The sequence below is a fragment of the Duganella radicis genome, from assembly GCF_009720825.1.
GTDB classification, from domain to species: Bacteria; Pseudomonadota; Gammaproteobacteria; order Burkholderiales; family Burkholderiaceae_D; genus Rugamonas; species Rugamonas radicis.
The window spans coordinates 78,902-101,160 of the sequence record NZ_WNKY01000004.1 but is presented as its reverse complement, the minus strand read 5'-3'; the positions used below and the strand labels follow the sequence as shown (position 1 = coordinate 101,160).

Annotated in this window: 21 protein-coding genes; 9 read left to right on the top strand and 12 right to left on the bottom strand. The window is 63.6% G+C overall.

The genetic code is table 11. The features are described 5' to 3' along the window. Positions 1 to 2: 2 nt before the first annotated feature. Both GM676_RS06545 and GM676_RS06540 read left to right on the top strand, forming a co-directional pair. Positions 3 to 1,703, top strand: a complete 1,701-nt coding sequence (locus GM676_RS06545; protein ID WP_229262566.1) for a putative bifunctional diguanylate cyclase/phosphodiesterase — start codon at positions 3 to 5, stop codon at positions 1,701 to 1,703. Then, positions 1,700 to 3,088, top strand: a complete 1,389-nt coding sequence (locus tag GM676_RS06540; protein WP_155462625.1) for a tetratricopeptide repeat protein — start codon at positions 1,700 to 1,702, stop codon at positions 3,086 to 3,088. The genes GM676_RS06545 and GM676_RS06540 overlap by 4 nt, the downstream gene beginning before the upstream one ends. Here GM676_RS06540 and GM676_RS06535 read toward each other — a convergent pair. After that, complete coding sequence (locus GM676_RS06535; protein ID WP_155462624.1) at positions 3,009 to 3,929, bottom strand: SDR family oxidoreductase; 921 nt, start codon at positions 3,927 to 3,929, stop codon at positions 3,009 to 3,011. The genes GM676_RS06540 and GM676_RS06535 overlap by 80 nt on opposite strands. A gap of 96 nt (positions 3,930 to 4,025) precedes the next feature. Between GM676_RS06535 and GM676_RS06530 the strand changes: the two genes are divergently transcribed. Next, entirely contained in the window at positions 4,026 to 4,937 is a 912-nt protein-coding gene (locus tag GM676_RS06530; RefSeq protein WP_155462623.1) for an AraC family transcriptional regulator, read from the top strand. On the opposite strand, the gene GM676_RS06525 is transcribed toward GM676_RS06530, so the two are convergent. After that, positions 4,925 to 6,673, bottom strand: a complete 1,749-nt coding sequence (locus tag GM676_RS06525) for an allantoate amidohydrolase (protein WP_155462754.1) — start codon at positions 6,671 to 6,673, stop codon at positions 4,925 to 4,927. The genes GM676_RS06530 and GM676_RS06525 overlap by 13 nt on opposite strands. Positions 6,674 to 6,745: 72 nt before the next feature. Further along, complete coding sequence (locus GM676_RS06520; protein ID WP_155462622.1) at positions 6,746 to 7,684, bottom strand: LysR substrate-binding domain-containing protein; 939 nt, start codon at positions 7,682 to 7,684, stop codon at positions 6,746 to 6,748. A gap of 117 nt (positions 7,685 to 7,801) precedes the next feature. Here GM676_RS06520 and GM676_RS06515 point away from each other — a divergent pair, with 117 nt between their 5' ends. The 3 genes from GM676_RS06515 to GM676_RS06505 are packed head-to-tail and all read left to right on the top strand — an operon-like array spanning position 7,802 to position 10,699. Then, a complete protein-coding gene (locus GM676_RS06515) occupies positions 7,802 to 9,010 on the top strand; it encodes a urate hydroxylase PuuD (RefSeq protein ID WP_155462621.1) in 1,209 nt (402 codons plus the stop codon). 11 nt (positions 9,011 to 9,021) lie between these two features. Continuing rightward, the gene (locus GM676_RS06510; RefSeq protein WP_155462620.1) at positions 9,022 to 10,248 is read left to right on the top strand and encodes a M20/M25/M40 family metallo-hydrolase; all 1,227 of its coding nucleotides are present in this window, start codon (positions 9,022 to 9,024) and stop codon (positions 10,246 to 10,248) included. Between the two features lies 1 nt (position 10,249). Beyond that, entirely contained in the window at positions 10,250 to 10,699 is a 450-nt protein-coding gene (locus GM676_RS06505; RefSeq protein ID WP_155462619.1) for a thioesterase family protein, read from the top strand. Here GM676_RS06505 and GM676_RS06500 read toward each other — a convergent pair. Then, positions 10,686 to 11,375, bottom strand: a complete 690-nt coding sequence (locus GM676_RS06500; protein WP_155462618.1) for a transporter substrate-binding domain-containing protein — start codon at positions 11,373 to 11,375, stop codon at positions 10,686 to 10,688. The genes GM676_RS06505 and GM676_RS06500 overlap by 14 nt on opposite strands. A 118-nt stretch (positions 11,376 to 11,493) precedes the next feature. On the opposite strand from GM676_RS06500, the gene GM676_RS06495 reads away from it, so the two are divergent. From GM676_RS06495 to GM676_RS06485, 3 genes are read left to right on the top strand one after another with little or no spacing between them, the layout of a single operon-like run. After that, entirely contained in the window at positions 11,494 to 12,762 is a 1,269-nt protein-coding gene (locus GM676_RS06495; RefSeq protein ID WP_371866133.1) for a paraquat-inducible protein A, read from the top strand. Continuing rightward, positions 12,755 to 14,368 (top strand): PqiB family protein, encoded by a 1,614-nt coding sequence (locus GM676_RS06490; RefSeq protein WP_155462616.1) that lies wholly within the window; start codon positions 12,755 to 12,757, stop codon positions 14,366 to 14,368. Before GM676_RS06495 ends, GM676_RS06490 begins: the two co-directional genes overlap by 8 nt. Further along, positions 14,365 to 15,024 (top strand): PqiC family protein, encoded by a 660-nt coding sequence (locus GM676_RS06485; protein WP_155462615.1) that lies wholly within the window; start codon positions 14,365 to 14,367, stop codon positions 15,022 to 15,024. Before GM676_RS06490 ends, GM676_RS06485 begins: the two co-directional genes overlap by 4 nt. Here GM676_RS06485 and GM676_RS06480 read toward each other — a convergent pair. The 8 genes from GM676_RS06480 to GM676_RS06445 are packed head-to-tail and all read right to left on the bottom strand — an operon-like array spanning position 15,003 to position 22,159. Next, entirely contained in the window at positions 15,003 to 15,287 is a 285-nt protein-coding gene (locus GM676_RS06480; RefSeq protein WP_155462614.1) for a DUF971 domain-containing protein, read from the bottom strand. The two genes, GM676_RS06485 and GM676_RS06480, sit on opposite strands and share 22 nt — an antisense overlap. Continuing rightward, complete coding sequence (locus GM676_RS06475) at positions 15,284 to 16,279, bottom strand: HEAT repeat domain-containing protein (RefSeq protein ID WP_155462613.1); 996 nt, start codon at positions 16,277 to 16,279, stop codon at positions 15,284 to 15,286. The genes GM676_RS06480 and GM676_RS06475 overlap by 4 nt, the downstream gene beginning before the upstream one ends. 7 nt (positions 16,280 to 16,286) lie before the next feature. Further along, positions 16,287 to 17,135, bottom strand: coding sequence for an ABC transporter ATP-binding protein (locus tag GM676_RS06470; protein WP_155462612.1), 849 nt, complete (start codon positions 17,133 to 17,135; stop codon positions 16,287 to 16,289). Next, the gene (locus GM676_RS06465; RefSeq protein WP_229262564.1) at positions 17,132 to 17,998 is read right to left on the bottom strand and encodes an ABC transporter permease; all 867 of its coding nucleotides are present in this window, start codon (positions 17,996 to 17,998) and stop codon (positions 17,132 to 17,134) included. Before GM676_RS06465 ends, GM676_RS06470 begins: the two co-directional genes overlap by 4 nt. 12 nt (positions 17,999 to 18,010) lie before the next feature. Beyond that, on the bottom strand, positions 18,011 to 19,426 hold the full coding sequence (locus tag GM676_RS06460) for an ABC transporter substrate-binding protein (RefSeq protein ID WP_155462611.1): 1,416 nt from the start codon (positions 19,424 to 19,426) through the stop codon (positions 18,011 to 18,013). Between the two features lie 14 nt (positions 19,427 to 19,440). After that, a complete protein-coding gene (locus tag GM676_RS06455) occupies positions 19,441 to 19,674 on the bottom strand; it encodes a 4Fe-4S dicluster domain-containing protein (RefSeq protein ID WP_155462610.1) in 234 nt (77 codons plus the stop codon). An 11-nt stretch (positions 19,675 to 19,685) separates the two neighbouring features. Next, entirely contained in the window at positions 19,686 to 21,407 is a 1,722-nt protein-coding gene (locus GM676_RS06450; RefSeq protein ID WP_155462609.1) for a fumarate reductase/succinate dehydrogenase flavoprotein subunit, read from the bottom strand. 8 nt (positions 21,408 to 21,415) lie between these two features. After that, a complete protein-coding gene (locus GM676_RS06445; protein WP_155462608.1) occupies positions 21,416 to 22,159 on the bottom strand; it encodes a GntR family transcriptional regulator in 744 nt (247 codons plus the stop codon). Positions 22,160 to 22,259: the final 100 nt, after the last annotated feature.

Below are 22,259 nucleotides of genomic sequence, written 5' to 3'. Positions count from 1 at the left end.
TATTGATCACCACAGTGGCGGCTTTTACCATGCAAGGACCAATCAAATCGCATACGCAGGCCTTGCGGGCGGCAGCGTTGACCGCCACGCTGGAGAGCATCTCCGATGCGGTGCTGATGCTGGGCCATGATTGGGAAATCCGCTACATGAACGGCAATGCGGAGCGCCTGACCAAGGTTAAGCGCGAGGACGTACTTGGGCGTAATCTTTGGGAGGTATTTCCGGAGTCGGTAGGCGGACCTTATTATCGCGCTTATCACAAGGCAGTGGAAACCAATACGGCGGTGACGTTCGAGGAGCACTACGCGCCGCTCGACCTGTGGACCGAGATCCGTGCCTATCCATCGGAAGAGGGCCTGACGATCTACTTTCGCGACATCAGCGAACGCCGGGCCAGGGAGGCGGAGAATCACCGCCTCGCCTTCTACGACAAGCTGACAGGCCTGCCGAATCGGCAGCTGCTGCTGGATCGTCTTGGGCATGCGCTGTCACTGAGCCGGCGCAACGGCCGCCCGGGCGCGGTGCTGTTCATCGATCTGGATCACTTCAAAAGCATCAACGACACGCGCGGCCACGACAAGGGCGACCTGCTGTTGCAACAGGTGGCGGATCGCCTGAACGATGCGGTGCGCGGTTGCGATACCGTGGCGCGCTTCGGCGGCGATGAATTCGTGGTGCTGCTGGAGGAGCTGGGAACCGATGCGGCGGCGCTGGCGCGGGACATCGCCGCCAAGCTGCTGCAAGCATTTCACGCGCCTTTCGATGTCGAAGGTGTCGAGCATTACAGCACACCCAGTATCGGCGTTGCCTTGTTCGGGCGCGAGAATGTCAGCATTGACGATATATTGAAACGGGCCGACCTGGCGATGTACCAGGCCAAGGCTGCGGGCCGCAACAACGTATCCTTCTTCGATCCGGCGATGGAAGCGCGGGTGTCGGCGCGCGCGGAGCTGGAGACGGACCTGAGGCGAGCCCTTGTCAACAAGGAGTTCGAGCTTCATTACCAACCGTTGGCCAGTATCGGCGGCGAGCTGTCGGGCGTGGAGGCGCTGGTGCGCTGGCGCCATCCGCAGCGTGGAATGGTGTCGCCGGCGGAATTCATTCCGGTGGCGGAAGAGACCAATATGATCCTGCGGCTTGGCTGCTGGGTGCTGATCGAGGCTTGTGGCTTGTTGGCGCGTTGGGCTGGCGACGAGCGCACCGCGGCGCTGGACATGTCGGTGAATGTCAGCGCGGTCCAGTTCCATCGTCCGGATTTTGTCGAACAGGTGATGGCTGTACTGAAGCAAACCGGCGCGCGGCCGGACCGCCTGCGGCTGGAGCTGACCGAGAGCCTGCTGCTCAATGATGTGGAGAGTGCCATCCAGAAGATGCTGCGCCTGCGCGAGCTGGGCGTGCGCTTTGCGGTGGACGATTTTGGTACCGGCTATTCGTCGCTCTCCTATCTGCACCGGCTGCCGCTGTCGCAGCTGAAGATCGACCGCTCCTTTATCTGGGACGCGTTGAAGGAAGGTCATGGTGCCGCCATCGTGCGCATGATCGTCGGCCTGGGTAAAACGCTGGGGATGTCGATACTGGCGGAAGGCGTTGAAACGCCGGAGCAGCTTTCGTTTGTCATGGCAGAGGGCTGCCATTATTATCAAGGCTATTTGTACAGCAAGCCGCTGCCGGAATCGCAGCTGGCGGATTTTCTTCATCGATGACGACCGACCCTCAGCAGCTTTATTTCGATGCCAATCACCGCATGGCCGCTGGCGACTTTGTCGGGGCCGAGGCCTGTTATCTGCAAGTGCTGGATGCGCAACCCTGGCATGCCGCGGCACGAGCGAATCTGGGATATCTAAAGGAGCAACAGGGCGCTGCGGCGGAGGCGGAGTTCCATTACCGACAGGCGATTGCGCTGATGCCGGACCACGCGCAGTTGCAGCGGAATCTTGGGGCGCTGCTGTTGAAGGAAAAGCGTTTTGCCGAATCGGAGGCGGCGATGCGGACGGCGGTGACGCTGGCGCCGGACGAGCCGGCGGCATGGAGCCAGCTAGGCGTACTGCTGGTATGCACGCATCGCGAAGAAGAGGGCGAGGCTTGCTATCGGCGCGCGTTGGCGCTGGAGCCGGGCCATGCGCGGGCGCGCTTCAATCTCAGTTACCTGCTGCTGCGGCAGGCGCGGTTGGAAGAAGGCTGGCGCATGCTGGAAGCGCGCTGGCAGTTCGACCGTTTTCCGCTGTCCTTCGATTGCGCTTTCTGGGAAGGCGAGCCGCTGGCTGGCAAGTCTATCGTGATCGGGCTGGAGGCCGGACATGGCGACATGATTCACTTCTGCCGCTACGCCCCGCTGCTCAAGGCACGCGGCGCGGCGCGGGTGGATGTGGTGTGCCATCCGGCCTTGCAGCGCTTGTTCGCCACGCTGCCGGGCGTGGGCCGTGTGCATGCGCTGGGCGAAGCGCTGTCCGGCGGATGGGATTACTGGACGCGGCCCATGCGCTTGCCGGGCTTGTTCGGCACCACGATGGAGACCATTCCCGCGGTCGTGCCGTATCTGCAATCGCAGCCGGAGCTGGTTGGGCATTGGCGCGGGGTGCTGCCACCGCAAGGCTTGCGCGTCGGCCTTGCGTGGCGTGGCAACAGCAACTTCGAGAACGATGCCGACCGTTCGCTGCCATCGCTGCTCTCACTCGCGCCGCTGGCCTCGGCGCCGGTACATTTCGTCAGCCTGCAAAAGGGAGCGGGCGAGGAGGAGGCGTTATTGCCTCCAGCGGGGATGGAGCTGCAACCGGTCGGCGCATTGCTCGCCGACTTTGCGGAGACCGCCGCAGTCATCGCCAATCTCGATCTGGTGATCAGCGTGGACACGGCCGTGGCGCATCTGGCCGGTGCACTGGGCAAGCCGTGCTGGCTGCTGCTGCCCGACTATCGCTGCGACTGGCGCTGGATGACGGATCGCGACGACACGCCGTGGTATCCCACCATGCGGCTGTTCCGTCAGCCGCGCGATGGCGGCTGGGCGCCAGTCATCGCGCAAGTGGCGGCCGCACTGCTTGGCCTCGGAAGTAGTGCGGCTCCAGATCTTCGATCAGTCCCGGTCCGGTAGGCGTCCACCCCAGTTGTCGCTGCGTCTGCGTGTTGGAGGCAGGGCAGTCAGCGGCAAAGAATCGCGCCAGGAAGCCAAAGTGCTCGGGAGCCTCCGCTGCCGATATGCTCACCACCGGCAAATGCAAGCCTTTGCCGATCGTTGCCGCGATCTCGCGCGTGGCGATGCCTTGTTCCGCGATGGCGTGATACCGCTTGCCCGCCAGGCCGTGCTCCAGCACCAGCCGGTACAGCCGCGCCGCGTCGAAGCGGTGTACGGCAGGCCAGCGGTTTTCGCCGGCGCCGATGTACGCCGACACGCCGTTGGCGCGCGCGATATCGACCAGGCGCGGTGCAAAGCCGTAGTCGCCTTCGCCGTGGACGGACGGCGGCAAACGCACCAGTGAGGAGCGCACGCCGCGCGCGGCCAGCGCCAGCGTCAGTTCCTCCGACGCCGTGCGGTGCTGTGCCGGGCCGCCGCGATCCGGGCCGTCATCTTCCGTGCCGATCACGCCATGCTTGAGCAAGGCGCTGCCGGAGGTGGTGATCAGCGGCTTGCCGGTGCCGGCCAGTGCTTCGCCCATGGCCGCAATGGCGGCACGATCGGTTTCGCCAGCGGCGTGGAAGTCTTTGAAGTCATGGATAAAGGCAGTGTGGATCACACCATCGCACGAGCGCGCGCCGGCCGCCATGCTCTCCGTGTCCGACAATTCGCCGCGATGCACGGCGATGCCGCGCCGGGCCAGCGTCTCCGCGCCCTCCACGCGGCGAGCCAGTCCCAATACCTCATGGCCGGCGTCCAGCAATTCAGTGATGATGGCCGAACCCACCCAGCCGGTGGCGCCTGTAACAAATACTTTCATGTCCATCTCCTTGTTCAGATGGGAGCATGATAGTGGTGTGCGCCCGGACGATCCATGCTGTAGAATCCATATTTTCCTCGCGATCGTCCGAAAATCATGGACCCGTTATCAGATGTTCTCTCCCTGCTCAAGCCACGCAGCTATGTCGCCGGCGGCTTTGATGTGGGCGGAGAATGGGCGCTACAGTTCCATCAGCACGACGGCATCAAGTGCTATGCCATCGTCTCAGGCCAGTGCTGGCTGGCGGTGGATGGCGTGGAGGAGCCGGTGCATCTGAGGACCGGCGACTGTTTCCTGCTGCCGCGCGGCCGTCCGTTCCGCCTGGCCAGCGACCTGTCCCTGCCAAGCGTGAATGCGCTGGAGGTGCTGCGGCAGCGGCGTCTTGGCGGCATTGGCGTCATCAACGATGGCGGCAGCTGCCTGCTGGTCGGCGGCCACTTTGTCTTCAACGGCAAGCACACCGGCATCTTGCTGGAGGCCTTGCCGCCGATCGCGCACGTGCACAAGGAGTCGGATCGCGAGACTTTGCGCTGGTCCTTGCAGCGCCTGGCGACGGAGCTGCGTGAACAGCGGCCCGGCCATACGCTGATAGCCCAGCACATGGCGCACATGATGCTGGTGCAGGCATTGCGGTTGGTGCTGGCGGAGGAGGCTGGCGGCGGTGTGGGCTGGCTTTATGCCCTGGCCGATCCGCGGATCGGTGGCGCCATCGGCGCGCTGCATGCCGATCCAGCGCAGCGCTGGACGCTGGGGGCGCTGGCGCAGCACGTGGGCATGTCGCGCTCCACGCTGGCGCTAAAGTTCAAGCAAACAGTCGGTACATCGCCAATGGAATACCTGACGCGCTGGCGCATGCTGCTGGCGGGGGACCGGCTGGTGCATTCCAGCCAGCCGGTGTCCGTGATTTCGCAACAACTGGGCTACGAGTCCGACAGCGCGTTCAGCACCGCCTTCAAGCGCGTAATGGGTTGTTCACCGCGCCAGTACGTACGGGATCAGGCCTTATAACGACGCAGGAAATCCAGCAGCACGCGGGCGGCGATGTCGGCGTCGTCGGCGGTCATGGTTTCCAGCGGATTGTGGCTGATGCCGCCGTTGCCGCAGCGTGTGAACAGCATGGCGACATCGGTGATGGCGGCCATGGCCATGGCATCGTGGCCGGCGCCGGACAGCAGGTCAAAGCGCGGCAGGCCGGCGCGCTCGATGGCGTCGCCGAACTGCCGCATCAGGCGTGGCGCGCATGGCGCGGCGCTGGCGTCGACGATTTTTTGTACGTTGCATTCAATCTGGCGGCGGGCGCAGATGGCGGCGATGCCGTCCAGGACATCCTGCACGGTCGCGAGGCGAACGGCATCGTCGGCGGCGCGGATGTCGAGCGACAGATTGCAGGCGCCGGGAATCACATTGACCGAACCACCTGGCACCTGCAACTGGCCGACCGTGCCGACCAGCGACGGCGCCTGCGCGCAGCGCTGTTCGACCAGCAGCACGATTTCTGCCGCCGCAGCGGCTGCGTCCCTGCGCATGCTCATCGGCGTGGTGCCTGCATGGCTGGCCAGTCCGGTCAGGTCGACCAGATAGCGTGAACTGCCGGCTATCGCCGTCACCACGCCCAGCGCCAGGTCGCGTTCCAGCAGCACCGGGCCTTGTTCGATATGGACTTCCACAAAGCCCAGCAGGTCGGCCGGATTGCGCGCGATCGCGGAGATGCGGGACACGTCGTGGCCGGCGGCCAGCAGCGCATCGCGCATGCTGACGCCATCGGCGTCGGTCTGGTCCAGCAGGGCGAGATCAAAGCGGCCCGTCACGGCGGTGCTGCCGAGGAAAGTGCTCTTGAAACGCACGCCTTCCTCTTCCGCAAAGCCGACGACTTCAAAATTAAACGGCAGCTTCTCCCCGCGCTGATGCAGGTGGCGCACGATGGCGATCGGCAGCAGGATGCCGAGGCGGCCGTCGTACTTGCCGCCGTTGCGCACGGTGTCGTAATGCGATCCGGTCATCAGCGTTTTGGCATTCGGCGCGTCAGAGCGGTAGATGCCGACCACATTGCCGACTGCGTCGATGTGCGCTTCCATGCCGGCCGCCCGCATCCACTCCAGCAGCTGTGCGGCGGTCTGGCGATGCGCAGGCGTCATGTAGGCGCAGGTGAGGGCGTCGCTCTCGTCGCTCCATGCAGCCAGTTCCTCGCTCCACTGCATGACGGCAGGCCCGAACTCCAGCTGTACCGACAGCAGGTCGTTCAGGCGGATTTCGGCGATGCGCTTGATCTGGCGGAGGCATTCGGCGATTTCATCGGCGCGCTGATTTTTCAGGCGGCGCGTGAAGGTGGCGATGATGCTCTGGCGCGTCAGCCCTTGTCCGGTCGGGCCTTTGACGGCGAGGATGAAGGGGAAGCCGAACCTGGCGTTGTAGTCCGCGTTCAGCTGGTGCAGCGTCGCGAATTCCTCCGCACTGCAAAGGTGCAGGCCGGACTTGGCTTGCTCGTTGGTGGATTCGGCGGTCAACTGGCCGGCGACGGCGGCCTTGCCCGCCAGTTCAGGGTGGGCGCGGATCAGGCCCAGTTGTTCATCCAGCGTGGCGGCGCTGACCACGGCCTGCAAGGCCAGCTTCAGCGCGGTCTCGTTGGCGAAGGGGCGCCGGGAGGCGGCACGCTCCGGTATCCACGGCGAATGCTCGTAGATGCCGCGCAGGCGGTCGATGAAGGTGGCGGTGTCGCAGCTATTGAGGTCGGAGAGTGTGGTCATCATGGCTTCCATCATAACGTGCCGACGCCGCCGCGATATATGCGGTATGGCCTAAGCTTTATAAGACTGCGCCTATTTTTGCGACAGCGACTTGGCCGCCGCAGCCACCTGCTCGCGCAGCCACTTGTGCTCCGGCGCCTGATGCACGCGTTCGTGCCACAGCTGGTAGAAGCGCATCGGCGGGAACTTCACCGGCACATGGTAGGTTTTGAGCGGCATCTGTTTTTCGTAGTGGCGCACGAACTGGCTGCCGGTGGTCAGTACCAGGTCGGTCTGCGCCAGCATGTTGGGGATCAGGCCGAAATAGGCCGATTCCACCATCACGTTGCGTTGCAGGCCCTGGCGCTCAAGATAATCATCGATCACGCCGTGGTAGCCGGGCAGGATTTGCGTGGGCGCGACGTGAGGCAGCGTGAGGTAGTCGTCCATCGTCATCCTGTCACTGGCGGTGCGCAGCGCATATGGGCAGTCGGCACGCATCACGCAGATGATGGGGTCCTCGAACAGCTTGGACATGTGCAGGTGCTCGGGCGGCTCGTCCCAGTTGGCGATGACCAGGTCCATGTCTCCATCCGACAGCAGGCGCACGTAATCCACGCCGGGACCGAGGCCGTGGATTTTCACACGGCTGTTGGGCGAGCCGCGCCGCAGCAGCGCCACTAAATTAGGCAGGAACTGGCTGTCCAGATAATCCGGCGCGGCCACGTGAAAAGTACGCGCTTCCTCCTGTGGCACGAAAGGTGCCTTCTTCAAAAACAGGTTCTCGGTTTCGTCGAGAATGCGCTTTGCTGGTGCAAGCAGGCTTTCACCGTGCTGGGTCGGCACCATGCCGCGCGCGCCGCGCACCAGAAGCGGATCGCCGGTCAGCTCGCGCAGCTTGCGCAGCGATGCCGAGATCGAGGGCTGCGGTTGATTCAGCTTGAGGGCGACGCGGGAGACGTTTTTCTCGACCAGCAGCAGGTAGAGAATGCGGATCAGGTGGAGGTCCAGGTGTTGCGGCAAGGCGGACATGAGGGCGAATGTTTTATACGGAATCGAATATGTCTAATATACTCCAATGTTCATGTGGCAGGAATCAAATCCGTTTATCTTCTGTAAATTAGCCACATCTTTGACCTTGCAAACTACATGGAATACCTGATCCCGTACGGCCTTGAATGGGCCAACCTCCTCGTGCGCTGGCTGCACATCATCACCGGCATCGCCTGGATAGGTGCGTCGTTCTACTTTGTGTGGCTGGATAATTCGATTCGCCCGCCGGCGCCGGGATCGGAGCTTGCGAAGAAGGGCGTGTCGGGCGAGCTGTGGGCGGTGCATGGCGGCGGTTTCTATAATCCGCAAAAGTATCTGGTGGCGCCGGCCGAACTGCCGAAGGAGCTGCACTGGTTTAAATGGGAAGCGTATTCCACCTGGCTGTCCGGCATCGCGCTGCTGACCATCGCTTACTACTTCAACGCGCAGGCCATGATGATCGATAAATCGGTGGCGGACCTCAGCAGCCTGCAAGCGGTGGGCATCGGCGTCGGCACGCTGGTTGTCGGTTGGACCGTGTACGACCTGCTGTGCCGCTCCCCGCTGGGCAAGCACGATGCGGCGTTCGGCGTGGTGATCTTCGCGCTGATCGTTGGTGCCGCGTATGGGCTCACGCATGTGCTGAGCGGGCGCGCGGCCTATATCCACATCGGTGCGCTGATCGGCACCATCATGGTCGGCAATGTGCTGATGCTGATTATCCCCGGCCAGCGCAAGATGGTGGAAGCCATGTCGGCCGGCCGCATGCCGGACCCGGTGCACGGCCAGAAAGCCAAGCAGCGCAGCGTCCACAATAACTACTTCACGCTGCCGGTGCTGTTCATCATGATCAGCAACCACTACGCGATGACTTACCGGAACGAGCATGCGTGGCTGGTGCTGGCCTTCATCATGGCGGCGGGCGTTTTCATTCGCCACTTCTTCAACTTGCGCCACAAGGGGCGCGTGGAGTGGCGTTATCCGGCGATTGGCGTTGCCCTGCTTGCCGCCGTGGCGGTGGCGATTGCGCCGCCCAAGCCGGTAGCGACGGCGTCTGCGGCCGATCCGGCGGCGGCCTTCACCAAGGTGAAGGCGGTGATCGATGCGCGCTGCCTGGCGTGCCATGCGGCGCATCCAACGCAACCCGGCTTCGCGGCCGCGCCGCTGGGCGTGGCCTTCGACACGGCGGATCAGATCCACCAGAATGCGGAAAAAATCTACAGGCAGGTAGTGCAGACCAAGGCCATGCCGCTGGCTAACCTGACCAATATGACCGACGCCGAGCGCGCGCAAATCGCCGCCTGGTATGAATCCGGCGCTAAATGAAGGAACTCAAAATGAGCAAGGAAAAACTGGCGCAATGGATCGACGCCCACTTTGACGAGGAAGTCGGCGTGCTGCAACAGCTGCTGCGTGTGCCGACCGATACGCCACCCGGCAATAACGCACCGCACGCCGAGGTGGTGGCCGATCTGGTCAAGGCCTACGGCTGGACCGCCGAGAAGCACGCCGTGCCGGAGCAAACCGTGCGCGATTACGGTATGGAGAGCATCACCAACCTGATCGTACGCCGTCCTTACGCGGCGGGCGGTCCTACCGTGGCGCTGAATGCGCATGGCGACGTGGTGCCGCCGGGCGACAACTGGACCTATCCGCCATACGGCGGCGTGGTCGATAACGGCTTTATCTACGGCCGCGCGGCGGCGGTGTCCAAATGCGATTTCGCCACCTATATCTTCGCCGTGCGCGCATTGGAAGCATTGGGCGTACCGCTCAAGGGCGGGCTGGAACTGCACTTCACCTACGACGAGGAATTCGGCGGCCTGCTCGGGCCGGGGTGGCTGCTGGAGCAAAAGCTCACCAAACCCGATTACGTGATCGCGGCGGGCTTCAGCTACAACATCGTCACCGCGCACAACGCCTGTTTGCAGTTGGAGATCACGGTGCACGGCAAGTCCGGCCACGGCGCCATGCCGGAAACCGGTCATGATGCGTTGCAGGCCGCCACACGCATCCTGAACGCCATCTACGGCCAGTTGCCGGAGCTGAAAAAGATCAAATCGAAAATCGCCGGCATCGATTCGCCGACCATGCTGGTGGGGCGCATCGACGGCGGCACCAACACCAATGTGGTGCCGGGCAAAGTGGTGCTGAAGATGGACCGCCGCATGATCCCGGAAGAAGACCCGGCGGAAGTGGAAGCGCAGGTGTGCGCGCTGATCGAGGACGCGGTGCGGGGTGTTCCCGGCATCACGCTGGAGATCAAGCGCTTGCTGCTGTCGCATGCGCTGCGCGAACGTCCGGGCACGGAAAAGCTGGTGGACAGCATCCAGCGGAACGCGCAAACCTTCATCGGCGAAAAGATCCCGGCGCAGGGCACGCCGCTGTATGCCGACGCGCGCCTGTACGGCGAGCATGGCATCCCGGCGGTGCTGTATGGCGCCGGTCCGCGCACCGTGCCCGAGTCCAACGCCAAGAAGGCCGATGAACGTCTTAATCTGGAGGATCTGCGCAAGGCGACGAAGGTGGTAGCATGCACCTTATTCGACTTCCTTGGAGCGTGAGATGTTTTCTAAAAAGCTGATGGCAGGCTGGGGCGACATGGACTTTAACAGCCATATGCGCAATACCGCTTTCCTCGACAAAGCCGGCGATGTGCGCATGCTGTTCCTGTCCGAGCATGGCTTCCCCATGAGTGAATTCATGCGCCTGAACATTGGCCCGGTGGTGATGAAGGACGAAATCGGCTACGTCAAGGAAGTGCTGCTGCTGGAGGAGATCACCGTCACGCTGGCACTGGCCGGGCTGGCGGAAGACGGCAGCCGCTGGATTCTGCGTTCCGACATCATCCGCCCGGACGGCAAGCTGGCCGCGCGCGTGAACAGCACCGGCGGCTGGCTGGATCTGGAAGCGCGCAAGCTGATCGCGCCGCCGCCGGCGTTGATGGCTACCTGGCAAATACTGGAACAGACCGACGACTTCCAGCAGCTTCCGTCCAGCGTCAAGGCAAAGTAAAGTGCTTCTTGCGCAGCCGGGTCTTCAGCCCGTGCGCATTGAGGCGCCTGACCGCATCGGTGATGGACGGCGCCAGCACGGCGTAGTCCCTGCCGAGATAGATGTAGAGCTGGAGCTCATCCAGCGGCTGGCCGAGCATCCCTTGCGGTAGCAGCGTCTTCGAATCGGCGCCGATGGCGCCATCGTCGAACAGGCAGGCCTGGTCGCGGCCATTCAGCACCATCTGCAAACAGGCGGCCACGGTTTGTACATCGTGCGGCTGTACGCGTGGCTGCAATGCTTCCAGCCGTTTCTGATAATAGTAGACGCCGCGCTGGTAGCTCACCGTGTTCACCTTGGCCGTCACCTCCGCCCAGTTGTTGACCGGCGACCAGCCAGTCCGCGTGAACATAAAAGTGCGCAGGGTGATGAAGGGCTCTTCCACGCGCTGGTACTCAGGATGCTTTTCCTTGTAGTCGCGTACCCGTCCCAGTTCACCGGCGATGCTGCCGTCGGCCAGCATGGCGGCGCCACGGCGTCCCGGCAGGCTTTGCAACAGGCAGCGCTGGCGGATCTCCGCGCATAGCTGTTGCAGGTATTCCGTACTGTAGGCGTAAGCGAAGGAATTGCGTTCGTGGGTGGTGCCGAAGATCAGCGTGTCCGGGCCTTGCGCCGGCGAGTGCGCAGGAAGGATCAAGGCAAGGATTAACAACGCTGTCCGCCGCAGGGGCATGGGCTGTCTCCGGGGTGAAATCGTGCTCTATGATAGCCGATCCGGCTTTGCCGTATTATATGATCCATTATGGAGCCAGCCAGTGCATCGATATGATTTAATCAGCTGCCACGATTGCGGTGTGTTGCATCAACGCCGACCGGTGCGCCCGCGCGAGAAGGCGCGCTGCGTGCGCTGCCGCTCGGTCCTGTATCGGGGCATCCATTCGGACGCCAGCCGCATGGCGGCTATCACGCTGGGGGCCGTGTTCACCTTCCTGATCGCGCAGTTTTTCCCTATCGTCGAGCTGGAGGTAGCCGGCTACAGCACCAGCGCCACGCTGCTGGGCGCGATCCGCGTACTGTGGACGGAGCAGATGCAACTGGTGGCGGCGATTGTGTTTGTCTTCACCATCCTGCTGCCGGCGGTGGAACTGGGGTCGCTGCTGTACGTGACCCTGTCGCTGCGCAGCGGCCAGCGGCCGCCGGGCTTCGATCATTTGCTGCGTGCCGTCGGGCTGGCGCGGCGCTGGGGCATGACCGAGGTGCTGATGATCGGCATCCTGATCACGATTGTGAAGATGACCAGCCTGGCGCAGGTGGTGGTGCAACCCGGCCTGTTTGCGTTTGGCGCGCTGACGCTGATGCTGGCGATCGTGGTCTCCTTCGATCCAAGGATACTGTGGAATATCGGCGAGCATTTGCCGGGGCCGCGCCGTGTGGCGCAGCAGCCTTTCCGCTACGCGGCGCTGGCCAAGGGCGTGCCGCTGCTGGCCTGCCACAGCTGCGGGCTGGTGGAGTCGCTCAAATACACGGTGCGGCACCAGTATTGCGCCCGTTGCGGCGCGCGACTGCATCGCCGCCATCCGGACAGCGTCGGCCGCACCTGGGCCTTCCTGCTGGCGGCGGCGATACTCTACATTCCCGCCAATCTGCTGCCGGTGATGTACACCCATTCGCTGTTCGGCAAGGAGGACGACACCATCATCAGCGGCGTGGTCTACTTCTGGACCAGCGGTTCGCCGGCGCTGGCGGCGATTATTTTCATCGCCAGCATCGTGGTGCCGGTGTTGAAGCTGGCCGCCCTGGCTTTGCTGGCATGGACCGCGCAGCGGCGCTCGCGCTGGCGGCCGATGCAGCGCACGGTCCTGTATCGGATTGTTGAATTTGTCGGCCGCTGGTCGATGCTGGATATTTTCGTCATTACGCTGACGGTGGCGCTGGTGCGCTTCCAGTCGCTGGCGGTGATTACCGCCGGTCCTGGCGCGCTGGCGTTTTGCGCGGTGGTGGTGCTGACCATGATCGCGTCTATGCAATTCGATCCCCGCCTGATCTGGGACCCCATCGATACACATGGAGAGAAGCATGTCTGAAAACGAGAGCGGTGCGCCGCCGCTGCCGGAACCGAACGTGGAAAAGGCCAGCCGCTGGCTGCCGTCCCTGGTGTGGCTGATTCCCTTGCTGGCGGCGCTGATCGGCCTGACGCTGGTGGTCAAGTCGGTGCTGGACCAGGGGCCGACGGTGATCGTCAGCTTCCGCAGCGCCGATGGGCTGGAGCCCGGCAAGACCAAGGTGAAATACAAGGATGTGGATATCGGCCTGGTGCGCTCGATTTCGCTGGCCAAGGACTTGTCGCGGGTGCTGGTCACCATCGACATGAGCAAGGACGCCAAGCGCTTCACGGCGGCCGATACGCGCTTCTGGGTGGTCAAGCCGCGCATCGGCGCCAGTGGCGTGTCCGGCTTGAATACGCTGTTGTCCGGTTCTTACATTGGCGTGGATGCGGGCAAGTCGGAGGAGACCAAGACCGATTTCACCGGGCTGGAAAAACCGCCGCAGGTGACGCGCGATGAAAAGGGGACGGCTTATACGCTGCATGGCGACACGCTTGGTTCCATCGACGTCGGCTCGCCGATTTTCTACCGCCGCATACAGGTCGGGCAGGTGACAGGCTTCGATCTGGAGGAGAAGGGACGCGGTGTGCGGATGTCGGTGTTTGTCAGCGCGCCTTACGACCAGTATGTGGGCAAGAACACGCGCTGGTGGCATGCCAGCGGCGTGGATTTACGGCTGGATTCCAGCGGCTTCAAGGTGAACACACAATCGCTGGCGGCTTTGCTGGTGGGCGGGATTGCGTTTGAGTCAGCGAGCGGGCAGAAACCGTCCGCCGTGGCGCCGGCGGGCGCCGAGTTCGCGCTGGCGGCCGATCAGGCCAGCGCGCTGCGCGAACCGGACGGTGTGCCGATTACGACGGTGCTGTATTTCGACCAGTCCTTGCGCGGCTTGTCACCGGGTGCGCCGGTGGATTTTCGCGGTATCGTGATGGGCGAGGTACGGTCGGTCGGCGTGGAGTTCGATCCGGTGAAGAAGAATTTCCGCATGCCGGTGACAGTGGATATGTATCCGGCACGGCTGGGGAGGAGTTTTGCACAGACGGTGGCGAACGAGCAGGCCGGCCCGCAGGTGCTGGAGCGTCTGGTCGCACGCGGCTTGCGCGGGCAACTGCGGACCGGGAATCTGCTGACCGGGCAGTTGTATGTGGCACTGGATTTCTTCCCGAATGCGGCGCCGGCCAGAGTGGACTTGTCGGCGGAGGTGCCGGAGGTGCCGACGGTGCCTAACAGCCTGGATGAATTGCAGACGCAGATTTCAAGCATCGCCCGCAAGCTGGACAAGGTGCCGTTCGAGGAGATCGGCAAGAATCTGCGCGATACCTTGAAGAGTGTGGATGTGCTGATGAAGCAGCTGGATGCGCAGGTGGTGCCGGAGATGAAGGGCACGCTGGCAGCGGCGCGCAAGACGTTCAATGAAGCGGATCAGCTGTTGCAGAAGGATTCGCCGGTGCAGTCGGATCTGCGCGAGGCCTTGCAGCAGCTGACGCAGACCTTGCAGTCGCTGAACGCGCTGTCGGATTATCTGGAGCGGCATCCGGAGTCGCTGATACGTGGCAAGCAGGAGAAAAAAGGAGAGCATAAATGATGCGGGCGATCGGCGTGGCGGCGATGGTGTTGATGGCAGGTTGCGCGAGCGCGCCGCCGGAGCGGTTTTACAGCTTGAGCGTTGGCATGGGGGCCGCCGGAGGCACGGCAGGCGCAGGCCAGTCCGGCGCGAGCGGTGCGGCGGCGGGAACAGCGGCGCAGCCGGCACCGGCCTATTACATCGAGCTGCCGGCGGTGACGGTGCCGCCGCAGGTGGCGCGCAATCAGCTGGTGGTGACTAGCGGCGCCGGGCGGGTGGACCTGCTGGAGCAGGAGCGCTGGGTGTCGCCGCCCTCGGCGGAGATAGGGCAGGCGCTTTCGCTGGCGATTTCCGGTGAGTTGGGCACCATCGATGTATTCCGCACGCCGACGCCGGACAAGGCGCCGGTGTACCGTATCAGCACCAATGTGCAGCGTTTTGAATCCGCGCCCGGCCAGTACGCCCTGATCGACGCGGTGTGGAGCGTGCGGCTGGTTGGCGGCACGCAGGTGCTGACCTGCCGCAGCGTGGCGCAGGAGACGGTGGGTGCAGGCTATGATGAGCTGGTGGCCGGTCATCGCCGGGCCGTGGCGCGCGTCGGCGCCGACATTTCGAAAGCCGTGCGCGAGCTGGCCGCCGGCGCGAAGCCGGCTTGTCAGGCTAGCTCGCGCAGGTAGGGCCACGGGTAGATGCCGCGCTCGTGGCCATCGCTGAACACCAGTTGTACACCGTAGACGCCGATCTGGCGGATGTCGTCGATGCGCAGATCCGGCGTGATTTCTGTCGCTATGGCCAACAGGCGATTGGATTGGCACACCGTGCATTTGCATTGCGCGCGCAGTGTGGCATGCGGCAGCTGCTGCGCCGAGCCATCTTCCCAAATGATATCCAGCATGCGGCTTTGCAGGTTGTTGACGATTTCTCGTGGATAGTCGCTCATCGTTGTGCGCCCTGGATTTGCGTCAGCGCCAGGCGGGCCGATTTGCGGACTTCGGGATCGCTGTCGTCGGCGGTGATGCTGAGCGCAGGGATGGCGGCGGCATCGCCCAATTCGCCCAAGGCCAACGCGGCTTCCTTGCGCAGGTTGCTGATGGTGTGCGTGAGCGTGGCGACCAATGCATCGAGTGCGGGCGTGTGGCGCAGGCGACCCAGGCTGCGGGCGGCGCGCAGGCGGACCTGCCAGTAGGCGTCCTCCAGGGAAGCGATGAGGGCGGCGCCGGCTTGTTGCGCGCCGTCGGCCGGCAGGGCGAGTTTGCCCAGCGTGGTGGCGGCTTCCTCGCGCACCTGCCAGGCCGCGTCGCGCAGCCCGTCAAGCAGCGCGGCGAGGGCAGCGGGCGCTGCGGGCGCGTGGCTGGTGGCGTAGCCGATGGCGCCGGCGGCGGCGCGGCGGACTTCGGCGTCGGGGTCGTGGCTCACCAGGCGGGTGAGGGCGGGCAGGGCGTCTGCCTGCTTGAGGTAGCCCAGCACGGCGACCGCTTCACGGCGCACGGCGGCGTCGTCGTCGTCGAGGGCTACCAACGCGGGGGCGAAGCTGCCTGCCGCACGTAGCTCGCGCACCGCGCGCAGCACCGCGATGCGGACGAAGGCATCCGGATGCGCTGCATGCGGCAGCAGTACGGCGGCCGATTCCGCCTGTTTTAATTCGCTGAGCGTGTGTGCGGCGGCTGCGCGGACTTCGTCGTCTTCATCGGTCAGCAGTGCGACCAGGCCGGCCACGCCCTCGGCGCTTTCAAACGCCTCCAGGGCGCGCGCGGCTTCGGCGCGGACGGCGGCATCGGTGTCGCGCAGTGCTGCAACGAACAGCGGCGCATGCTCGTCGCCATCGCGGTCCGCCAGATCGAGAATGGCGATGCGACGCACCGCGCCGTCCGGATGCTGCAAGCGTTCGTTCAACTCCGCCAGTTCGGCGTCTTCTTCAAAAATAGTGCTCATGCTTTCCTTAAATGGCAAATTGCAGTTGGCGCGCAGGTTCCGCGCCCAGTGGCGATAAACGCTCCAGGGGCAGTTCAGCCGTAGCCGGGTGCAGCAACTGCAAGCAGCGCCGCTTCAAGCGGGTGAAATGCTCCGACGTCACCAGCGTTTCATCGCGCGGACGTGCGAAGTCCACCTTGATTTCTTCAATGATGCGGCCGGGGCGGGGGCTCATCACCAGAATGCGGTCGGCCAGGAACAGCGCCTCGTCGATATCGTGCGTGATGAAGACGATGGTGGTGCGGATCTTCGCCCACAGCTGCAACAGCAACTGCTGCATCATCAGGCGCGTCTGCGCATCGAGTGCGCCGAACGGCTCGTCCATCAGCATCACGCGCGGATGATTGATCAGCACCCGCGCGATCTCCACCCGCTGTTTCATGCCCCCGGACAGTTGCGCCGGATAGTGTTCGGCGAAATCCTGCAAGCCCACCATGGCCAGTAACTCCAAAGCGCGGCGGCGACGCTCACTGCGGCCCACGCCCTGCATCTTCAAGCCGAAGGCCACGTTGTCGATCACGCGCCGCCACGGGAACAGCGTGTGATGCTGGAACACCAGTCCACGCTCCGCATGCGGGCCATCGATCGCCACGCCATCCACCGTAATGCCACCTTTGCTGGGTCGCAGATGCCCGGCCAGTGCGCCCAGCAGCGTGGATTTGCCGCAGCCCGATGGCCCCAACAGGCAGACGAATTCACCCGGCGCCACGGTCAGCGATACATCCTGCACTGCCTCAAACGCCTGCGCTCCGGCGCCAACCCGCAGCGACAACTTGTCAATCGCAATGCGGCCCAAAGCCTCGTTCACGTCTCTCATGCTTTGCCCTCCTGTTGATGCCACGGCATCAGTGCGTGTCCGGCGCGCTTGACCAGTACACTGCTGCCCATGCCCAGCGCGCCGATCACCAGCATGCCGACCACGATATCGGCGTAGTTTTGAATCGTGTATGACGCCCAGGTGTAATAGCCGATGCCGAACTGGCCCGAGATCATCTCCGCCGTCACAAGGCAGAACCACGCGGTGCCCATGCCGATCGACAGGCCGGTGACGATGCTGGGGGCGGCGCCCGGCAGCACCACCTCAAGGAAGATGGCCCACGAACCGCCGCCAAGGCTGCGCGCCGATGCGATCAGGCGCGGGTCGATCTGCTCTACGCCGTGCACCGTGTTCAGCAAAATCGGGAACAGCGCACCGGTGAAGGTGATGAAGATCATCGACATTTCCGACGACGGGAACATCAGGATCGCCAGTGGAATCCAGGCCACGGCCGGGATGGGGCGCAGCATTTCCAGCGGCGGCATCAGCACGTCCTCCCAGCGCTTCCAGCGGCCGATGCCGAGGCCTAGCACGATGCCGACCAACGCCGCCACCGTGAAGCCGCTGAACACGCGCCATAAACTGGCTTGCAGGTGCTCCGCCAGCTTGGGCGAATGCAGCAGCGCCCATGCGGCTTGCGCGACCTCGGTTGGCGGCGGCACGTTCTGGAAGGTCAGCAGGCCAAGGTTGATACGGCCAGCCGCCGCCCACTGCCAGGCCAGCAGGCATGCCGCCAGCGAAGCCGCCCGCAGCCCCCATCGCAGCGCGTTGTCTGCGCCCGGCCAGCCACGCAGGCGTCCGGTCGCCGGGCCGCCGAACTGGCCGTGCGCGGCGGGCTGGTTATCGACTGGATTTGCACTCATCGGCGTACGTCCTTATTTGCTGGCCAGCTTGCGATCGGCAGTGGCGGCGAGGGCGGCGGCGTAGCTGATGGCGGTGCCGCCGCGCTGCTTGGCCCATGCGTCGGCCGACGCTTTCGACAGGAAGGCGCTGGTCTCGCCTTTCGACGTCACGAACCACGCATCGTAGGCGAACAGTTTCAGGCCGCTGTTGCGATCATGCGCATATACCACGCGGATCTTCTTGCCATCCTTTTCCAGCTTGCGCACGGCGGCGAAGGCTGCGTCCGCCGTCGCGTAGTGGCGCACCTGCGGCTCGTCCGCCACCCATACCTGCGTCAGGCGAGAGAAATCAGTGATAGGTTTGCCGGTGCCGGCGTCCTTGGCCACCAGCGGCAGGCGGCTGTAGTTTTTCAGACTGGCGTCGTAATCGAGGTTGGCTTGCTTGAAGGCGGCGCGGATATAGGTGTCGTCAATGAACTCGTTCACATCGAGATCATTGTCGGTGCGCTTCATCAGGCGCAAAGTCTCAATCGACGTCTTCACGGCCTGGCGATACTCAGGCTTCCAGGTGAAGTCGCGCGTTTGCAGGCCAAGCGGGCCATGGAACAGATAATCGACTTCCGCCTCGATGCCGGTCACCTTGGCGATCAGCTCACTGTACTTTTCCGGCTCTGCGGCGATGATGCGGTCCGCCTCGATCGCGGCGCGCAGGAAGGCGGTCACAATCTCCGGATACTTCTTCGCGTAATCCGAGTCCACCAGACTGCCGTGCAGCGTCGGCGCCTGCGCTTGCGAACCGTCGAAGATCTTGCGGGCGAAGCCGCGGTGCGGGAATAATTCCGCGAACGGCACGAAGTCCGCATGCGCTTCGATCTTGTTGGCTTGCAGCGCCGAGCCGGCGACTTCCGGCGCCTGCGTCGCCACCGTGATGTCCTTGTCCAGCTCCCAGCCCTGTGCCTTGATGGCGCGCAGCAGCATGCCGTGCGCGGTGGAGGCGAAAGGCACGGAGATGGTCTTGCCCTTCAATTCCGCCAGCGACTGCACCGGCGAAGCCTTTGGCACCACGATGCCATTGCCGCTGCCTTGCACGCTGCCCGACAGCACCGTGATGAACAGGCTTTTCTTGCCGGCCTTGGCGAAGGCCGCGCCGTTGAAGGAGCCGGGGAAGTCGGCCATCGAACCGATATCCAGCTTACCTGCCACCATCTCATTGGTCAGCGGCGCACCGGAAGTGAAGTTCTTCCATTGGATATCGTACTGCACGTCCTTGTACTTGCCGTCGTGCGGCAGGTATTTTTCCAGCAGTTTCAGCTCGCGGATCAGCAGGCCGCCGGTGGCGCAGTTGATGGTCGTGTCTTGCGTGCCGATGGCGACGCGGATGGTTTCTGCCTGGGCGGCGCTCAAAGTCAGCGTCGCCAGCAGGACCAGCAGTTTGTGTTGCAGAGCCATAGTGAATCTCCAGTTCATCGTAATAGATAAGGGATATCGACCGTTACCGCGCCGGTCGGGCAGTCTTTTTCGCAGGGCATGCAGTACCAGCATTCGTCAAACTTCATGTAAGCCTTGCCTTTGCTGAAATCGATGGCCAGCACGTCGAGCGGGCAGACGTCGACGCAGACGGTGCAGCCTTTGTCGGCGATGCACAGCGCGTCGTTGACGCGTACCGGCACGCTGCTGGGTGTATGGGCGATGGACATGGCGTTCTCCTTTATGCAGCCTCGCGCAGGATGCGCAGATGCTGGTAAGCTTGTTTCTCCTCTTCGTCGAGGGCGATGATGTAGGGCTCCAGCGGACGCTTGAAGCATTGCATGCCACCGGCTATCTTTTTCACCTGCACGTGGCATAGCCACTCGTCGTCATTGCGCTGCGGATGATCGACGCGGTTGTGGTACAGGCCCCAGCGGCTCTCGGTGCGATACAGCGAGGCGCGCGCCGCCATCTCGGCGCAATCGCGGATGGCGTGGACTTCCATTGCCCGCATCAATTCGTGCGGATTGGTGGCGGACAGCCGATCCAGATCGCTGCGGATGGCCTCAAAGCGGCTCAGGCCGATTTCCATCTTGCGTGTGACCTTGGGTGGTTGCAGGTAATCGTTCACCATGCGGCGCAGTTTGTATTCCACTTGCGATGGCGGCAGGCCGTCCGGGCGGTTCAAAGGAGCCCATACGCGTGCTCGCTCGGTTTCAACCTGCGCTTCGTCCAGCGCTGGCAACTCGATGGCGGCACAGCGTTCGGCGGCGGCTTCGCCAGCCAGCTTGCCGTAGACGAAAGCGCCCAGCATGTAGTTGTGCGGCACGCAGGCCAGATCACCGGCCGCGTGCAGTCCCGGCACGGTGGTCTCGGCGCGCTCATTGACCCATACGCCGGATGCCGAGTGACCGCTGCATAGGCCGATCTCGGAGATATGCATCTCCACCATCTGCTGGCGATAGTCGGTGCCGCGGCCGGCGTGGAAGCGTCCGCGGCTCGGACGTTCGTTGGTGTGCAAAATGGTTTCGATGGTGCTGATGGTTTCCTCGGCCAGGTGATCGAGCTTGAGGAATACCGGGCCGTTGCCGCCCTGGAGTTCGTTGTAAAACTCCTGCATCATCTGGCCGCTCCAGTAGTCGCACTCGATGAAGCGTTCGCCCTTGTTATTGGTGGTGAAGCCGCCGAACGGGCCGGTCACGTAGGCGCATGCGGGACCGTTGTAGTCCTTGATCAGTGGGTTGATCTGGAAGCATTCGATGCCCGACAGTTCGGCGCCGGCGTGGTAGGCCATGCTGTAGCCATCGCCGGCGTTGGTCGGATTTTCGTAAGTGCCGAACAGGTAGCCGGAGGCGGGCAGGCCGAGACGGCCGGCGGCGCCGGTGGCCAGCACCACGGTCTTGGCGCGGATCACATGGAAGTCGGCGGTGCGGCAGTCGAAAGCCATGGCGCCGGCGATGCTGCCGTCTTCCCCCAACAGCAGTCGCGTGGCGACCAGGCGGTTGGTGATTTCGACGCGCTGGCGTTTCAGACGGCGGTACAGCACTTTCTTGATGTCGTGGCCTTCCGGCATGGGCAGCACGTAGGTGCCCATGTGGTGTACCTTGCGCATGGCGTAGTCGCCGGTTTCGTCTTTTTCAAACTTCACGCCCCAGCGGTCCAGTTCCTCGATCATGGCGTAGCTGTTTTCGGCGTACGCCATCACCGTTTTCTGGTTGACGATGCCGTCGTTGGCGGTGGTGATCTCCTTCACGTACTGCTCGGGCGTGGCGAAGCCGGGGACGATGGCGTTGTTCAGCCCATCCATGCCCATGGAGATGGCGCCGCTGCGTTTGACGTGGGCTTTCTCCAGCAGCAGCACGCGCAGTTGCGGGTTGGCTTCCTTGGCTTTGGCGGCGGCCATGGGGCCGGCGGTGCCACCGCCGATCACCAGCACGTCGACAGTATCGATATGAGTTTGCATTGCGGCTCCTATGGGCGGCGGTTGATTTGCAGGCGATATTGGAAAGCGTCGCCACGGAAGTAGAGGTATTCGAAATCGAGCGGGGCGCCGTCGGCGCGATGGGTCAGGCGCTCGATGCGCAGCACGGCGCTGCCTTGCTGCACGCGCAGGGCGTGGGCCAGCGTGTCGTCGGCGAGGATGGCGTCGACTTGCAGGTCGGCGCGGCCGAGCGGGATGCCGTAGTCGTTTTCCAGGATCAGGAAGATGTCGCGCGTGGCCAGGTCTTCCCGGGCCAGGCGTTCGCCGATGTCCTGTGCGAGGTAGGTGACTTCCAGCGACACCGGTTCGCGGTTCAGGTGGCGGATGCGCTTGATCTCGGTGACCTCTGTGCCGACGGCGACTTGGAGCTGCTGCGCGACGTGCGGCGTGGCGGCGATGGTCTTGTGGCTGGTGACCTGGTTGTAGATTTCATAGCCCATGCGGCTCATGGCTTCGCCGAAGCCTTCGAGCTGGGTCAGTTGCTGGAAGGCCTTGGGCTTGGCGACGAACGTGCCTTTGCCGGGGATCTTGAATATCACGCCTTCCTTTTGCAGATCGCTTAGCGCCTGCCGCACGGTGATGCGGCTGACGCCGAAAATGGTGCTCAGTTCGCTCTCGGCGGGCAGCTTGGCATGGGCGGGATAGGTGCCGTCAAGGATACGTTCGCGCAGGTTTTCCTTGACCTGCGTGTACAGCGGCACCGGGGACAACTCAACAGTACGGAAATTAGTCATGGCTTCACTCATGTTTGCCATAACCTGTCATAACAGGTTATGAACTATCGAATGAAGCTCAGTCTATCGAGACACTTAATCTTTTGGAACGAATGAAAAT

Bases quoted from the DNA above. Each gene is read 5' to 3' on its own strand.
- GM676_RS06540 (WP_155462625.1), top strand. From the start codon at position 1,700: ATGACGACCGACCCTCAGCAGCTTTATTTCGATGCCAATCACCGCATG.
- GM676_RS06535 (WP_155462624.1), bottom strand. From the start codon at position 3,929: ATGAAAGTATTTGTTACAGGCGCCACCGGCTGGGTGGGTTCGGCCATC.
- GM676_RS06530 (WP_155462623.1), top strand. From the start codon at position 4,026: ATGGACCCGTTATCAGATGTTCTCTCCCTGCTCAAGCCACGCAGCTAT.
- GM676_RS06525 (WP_155462754.1), bottom strand. From the start codon at position 6,673: ATGACCACACTCTCCGACCTCAATAGCTGCGACACCGCCACCTTCATC.
- GM676_RS06520 (WP_155462622.1), bottom strand. From the start codon at position 7,684: ATGTCCGCCTTGCCGCAACACCTGGACCTCCACCTGATCCGCATTCTC.
- GM676_RS06515 (WP_155462621.1), top strand. From the start codon at position 7,802: ATGGAATACCTGATCCCGTACGGCCTTGAATGGGCCAACCTCCTCGTG.
- GM676_RS06510 (WP_155462620.1), top strand. From the start codon at position 9,022: ATGAGCAAGGAAAAACTGGCGCAATGGATCGACGCCCACTTTGACGAG.
- GM676_RS06505 (WP_155462619.1), top strand. From the start codon at position 10,250: ATGTTTTCTAAAAAGCTGATGGCAGGCTGGGGCGACATGGACTTTAAC.
- GM676_RS06490 (WP_155462616.1), top strand. From the start codon at position 12,755: ATGTCTGAAAACGAGAGCGGTGCGCCGCCGCTGCCGGAACCGAACGTG.
- GM676_RS06485 (WP_155462615.1), top strand. From the start codon at position 14,365: ATGATGCGGGCGATCGGCGTGGCGGCGATGGTGTTGATGGCAGGTTGC.
- GM676_RS06480 (WP_155462614.1), bottom strand. From the start codon at position 15,287: ATGAGCGACTATCCACGAGAAATCGTCAACAACCTGCAAAGCCGCATG.
- GM676_RS06475 (WP_155462613.1), bottom strand. From the start codon at position 16,279: ATGAGCACTATTTTTGAAGAAGACGCCGAACTGGCGGAGTTGAACGAA.
- GM676_RS06470 (WP_155462612.1), bottom strand. From the start codon at position 17,135: ATGAGAGACGTGAACGAGGCTTTGGGCCGCATTGCGATTGACAAGTTG.
- GM676_RS06465 (WP_229262564.1), bottom strand. From the start codon at position 17,998: ATGAGTGCAAATCCAGTCGATAACCAGCCCGCCGCGCACGGCCAGTTC.
- GM676_RS06460 (WP_155462611.1), bottom strand. From the start codon at position 19,426: ATGGCTCTGCAACACAAACTGCTGGTCCTGCTGGCGACGCTGACTTTG.
- GM676_RS06455 (WP_155462610.1), bottom strand. From the start codon at position 19,674: ATGTCCATCGCCCATACACCCAGCAGCGTGCCGGTACGCGTCAACGAC.
- GM676_RS06450 (WP_155462609.1), bottom strand. From the start codon at position 21,407: ATGCAAACTCATATCGATACTGTCGACGTGCTGGTGATCGGCGGTGGC.
- GM676_RS06445 (WP_155462608.1), bottom strand. From the start codon at position 22,159: ATGACTAATTTCCGTACTGTTGAGTTGTCCCCGGTGCCGCTGTACACG.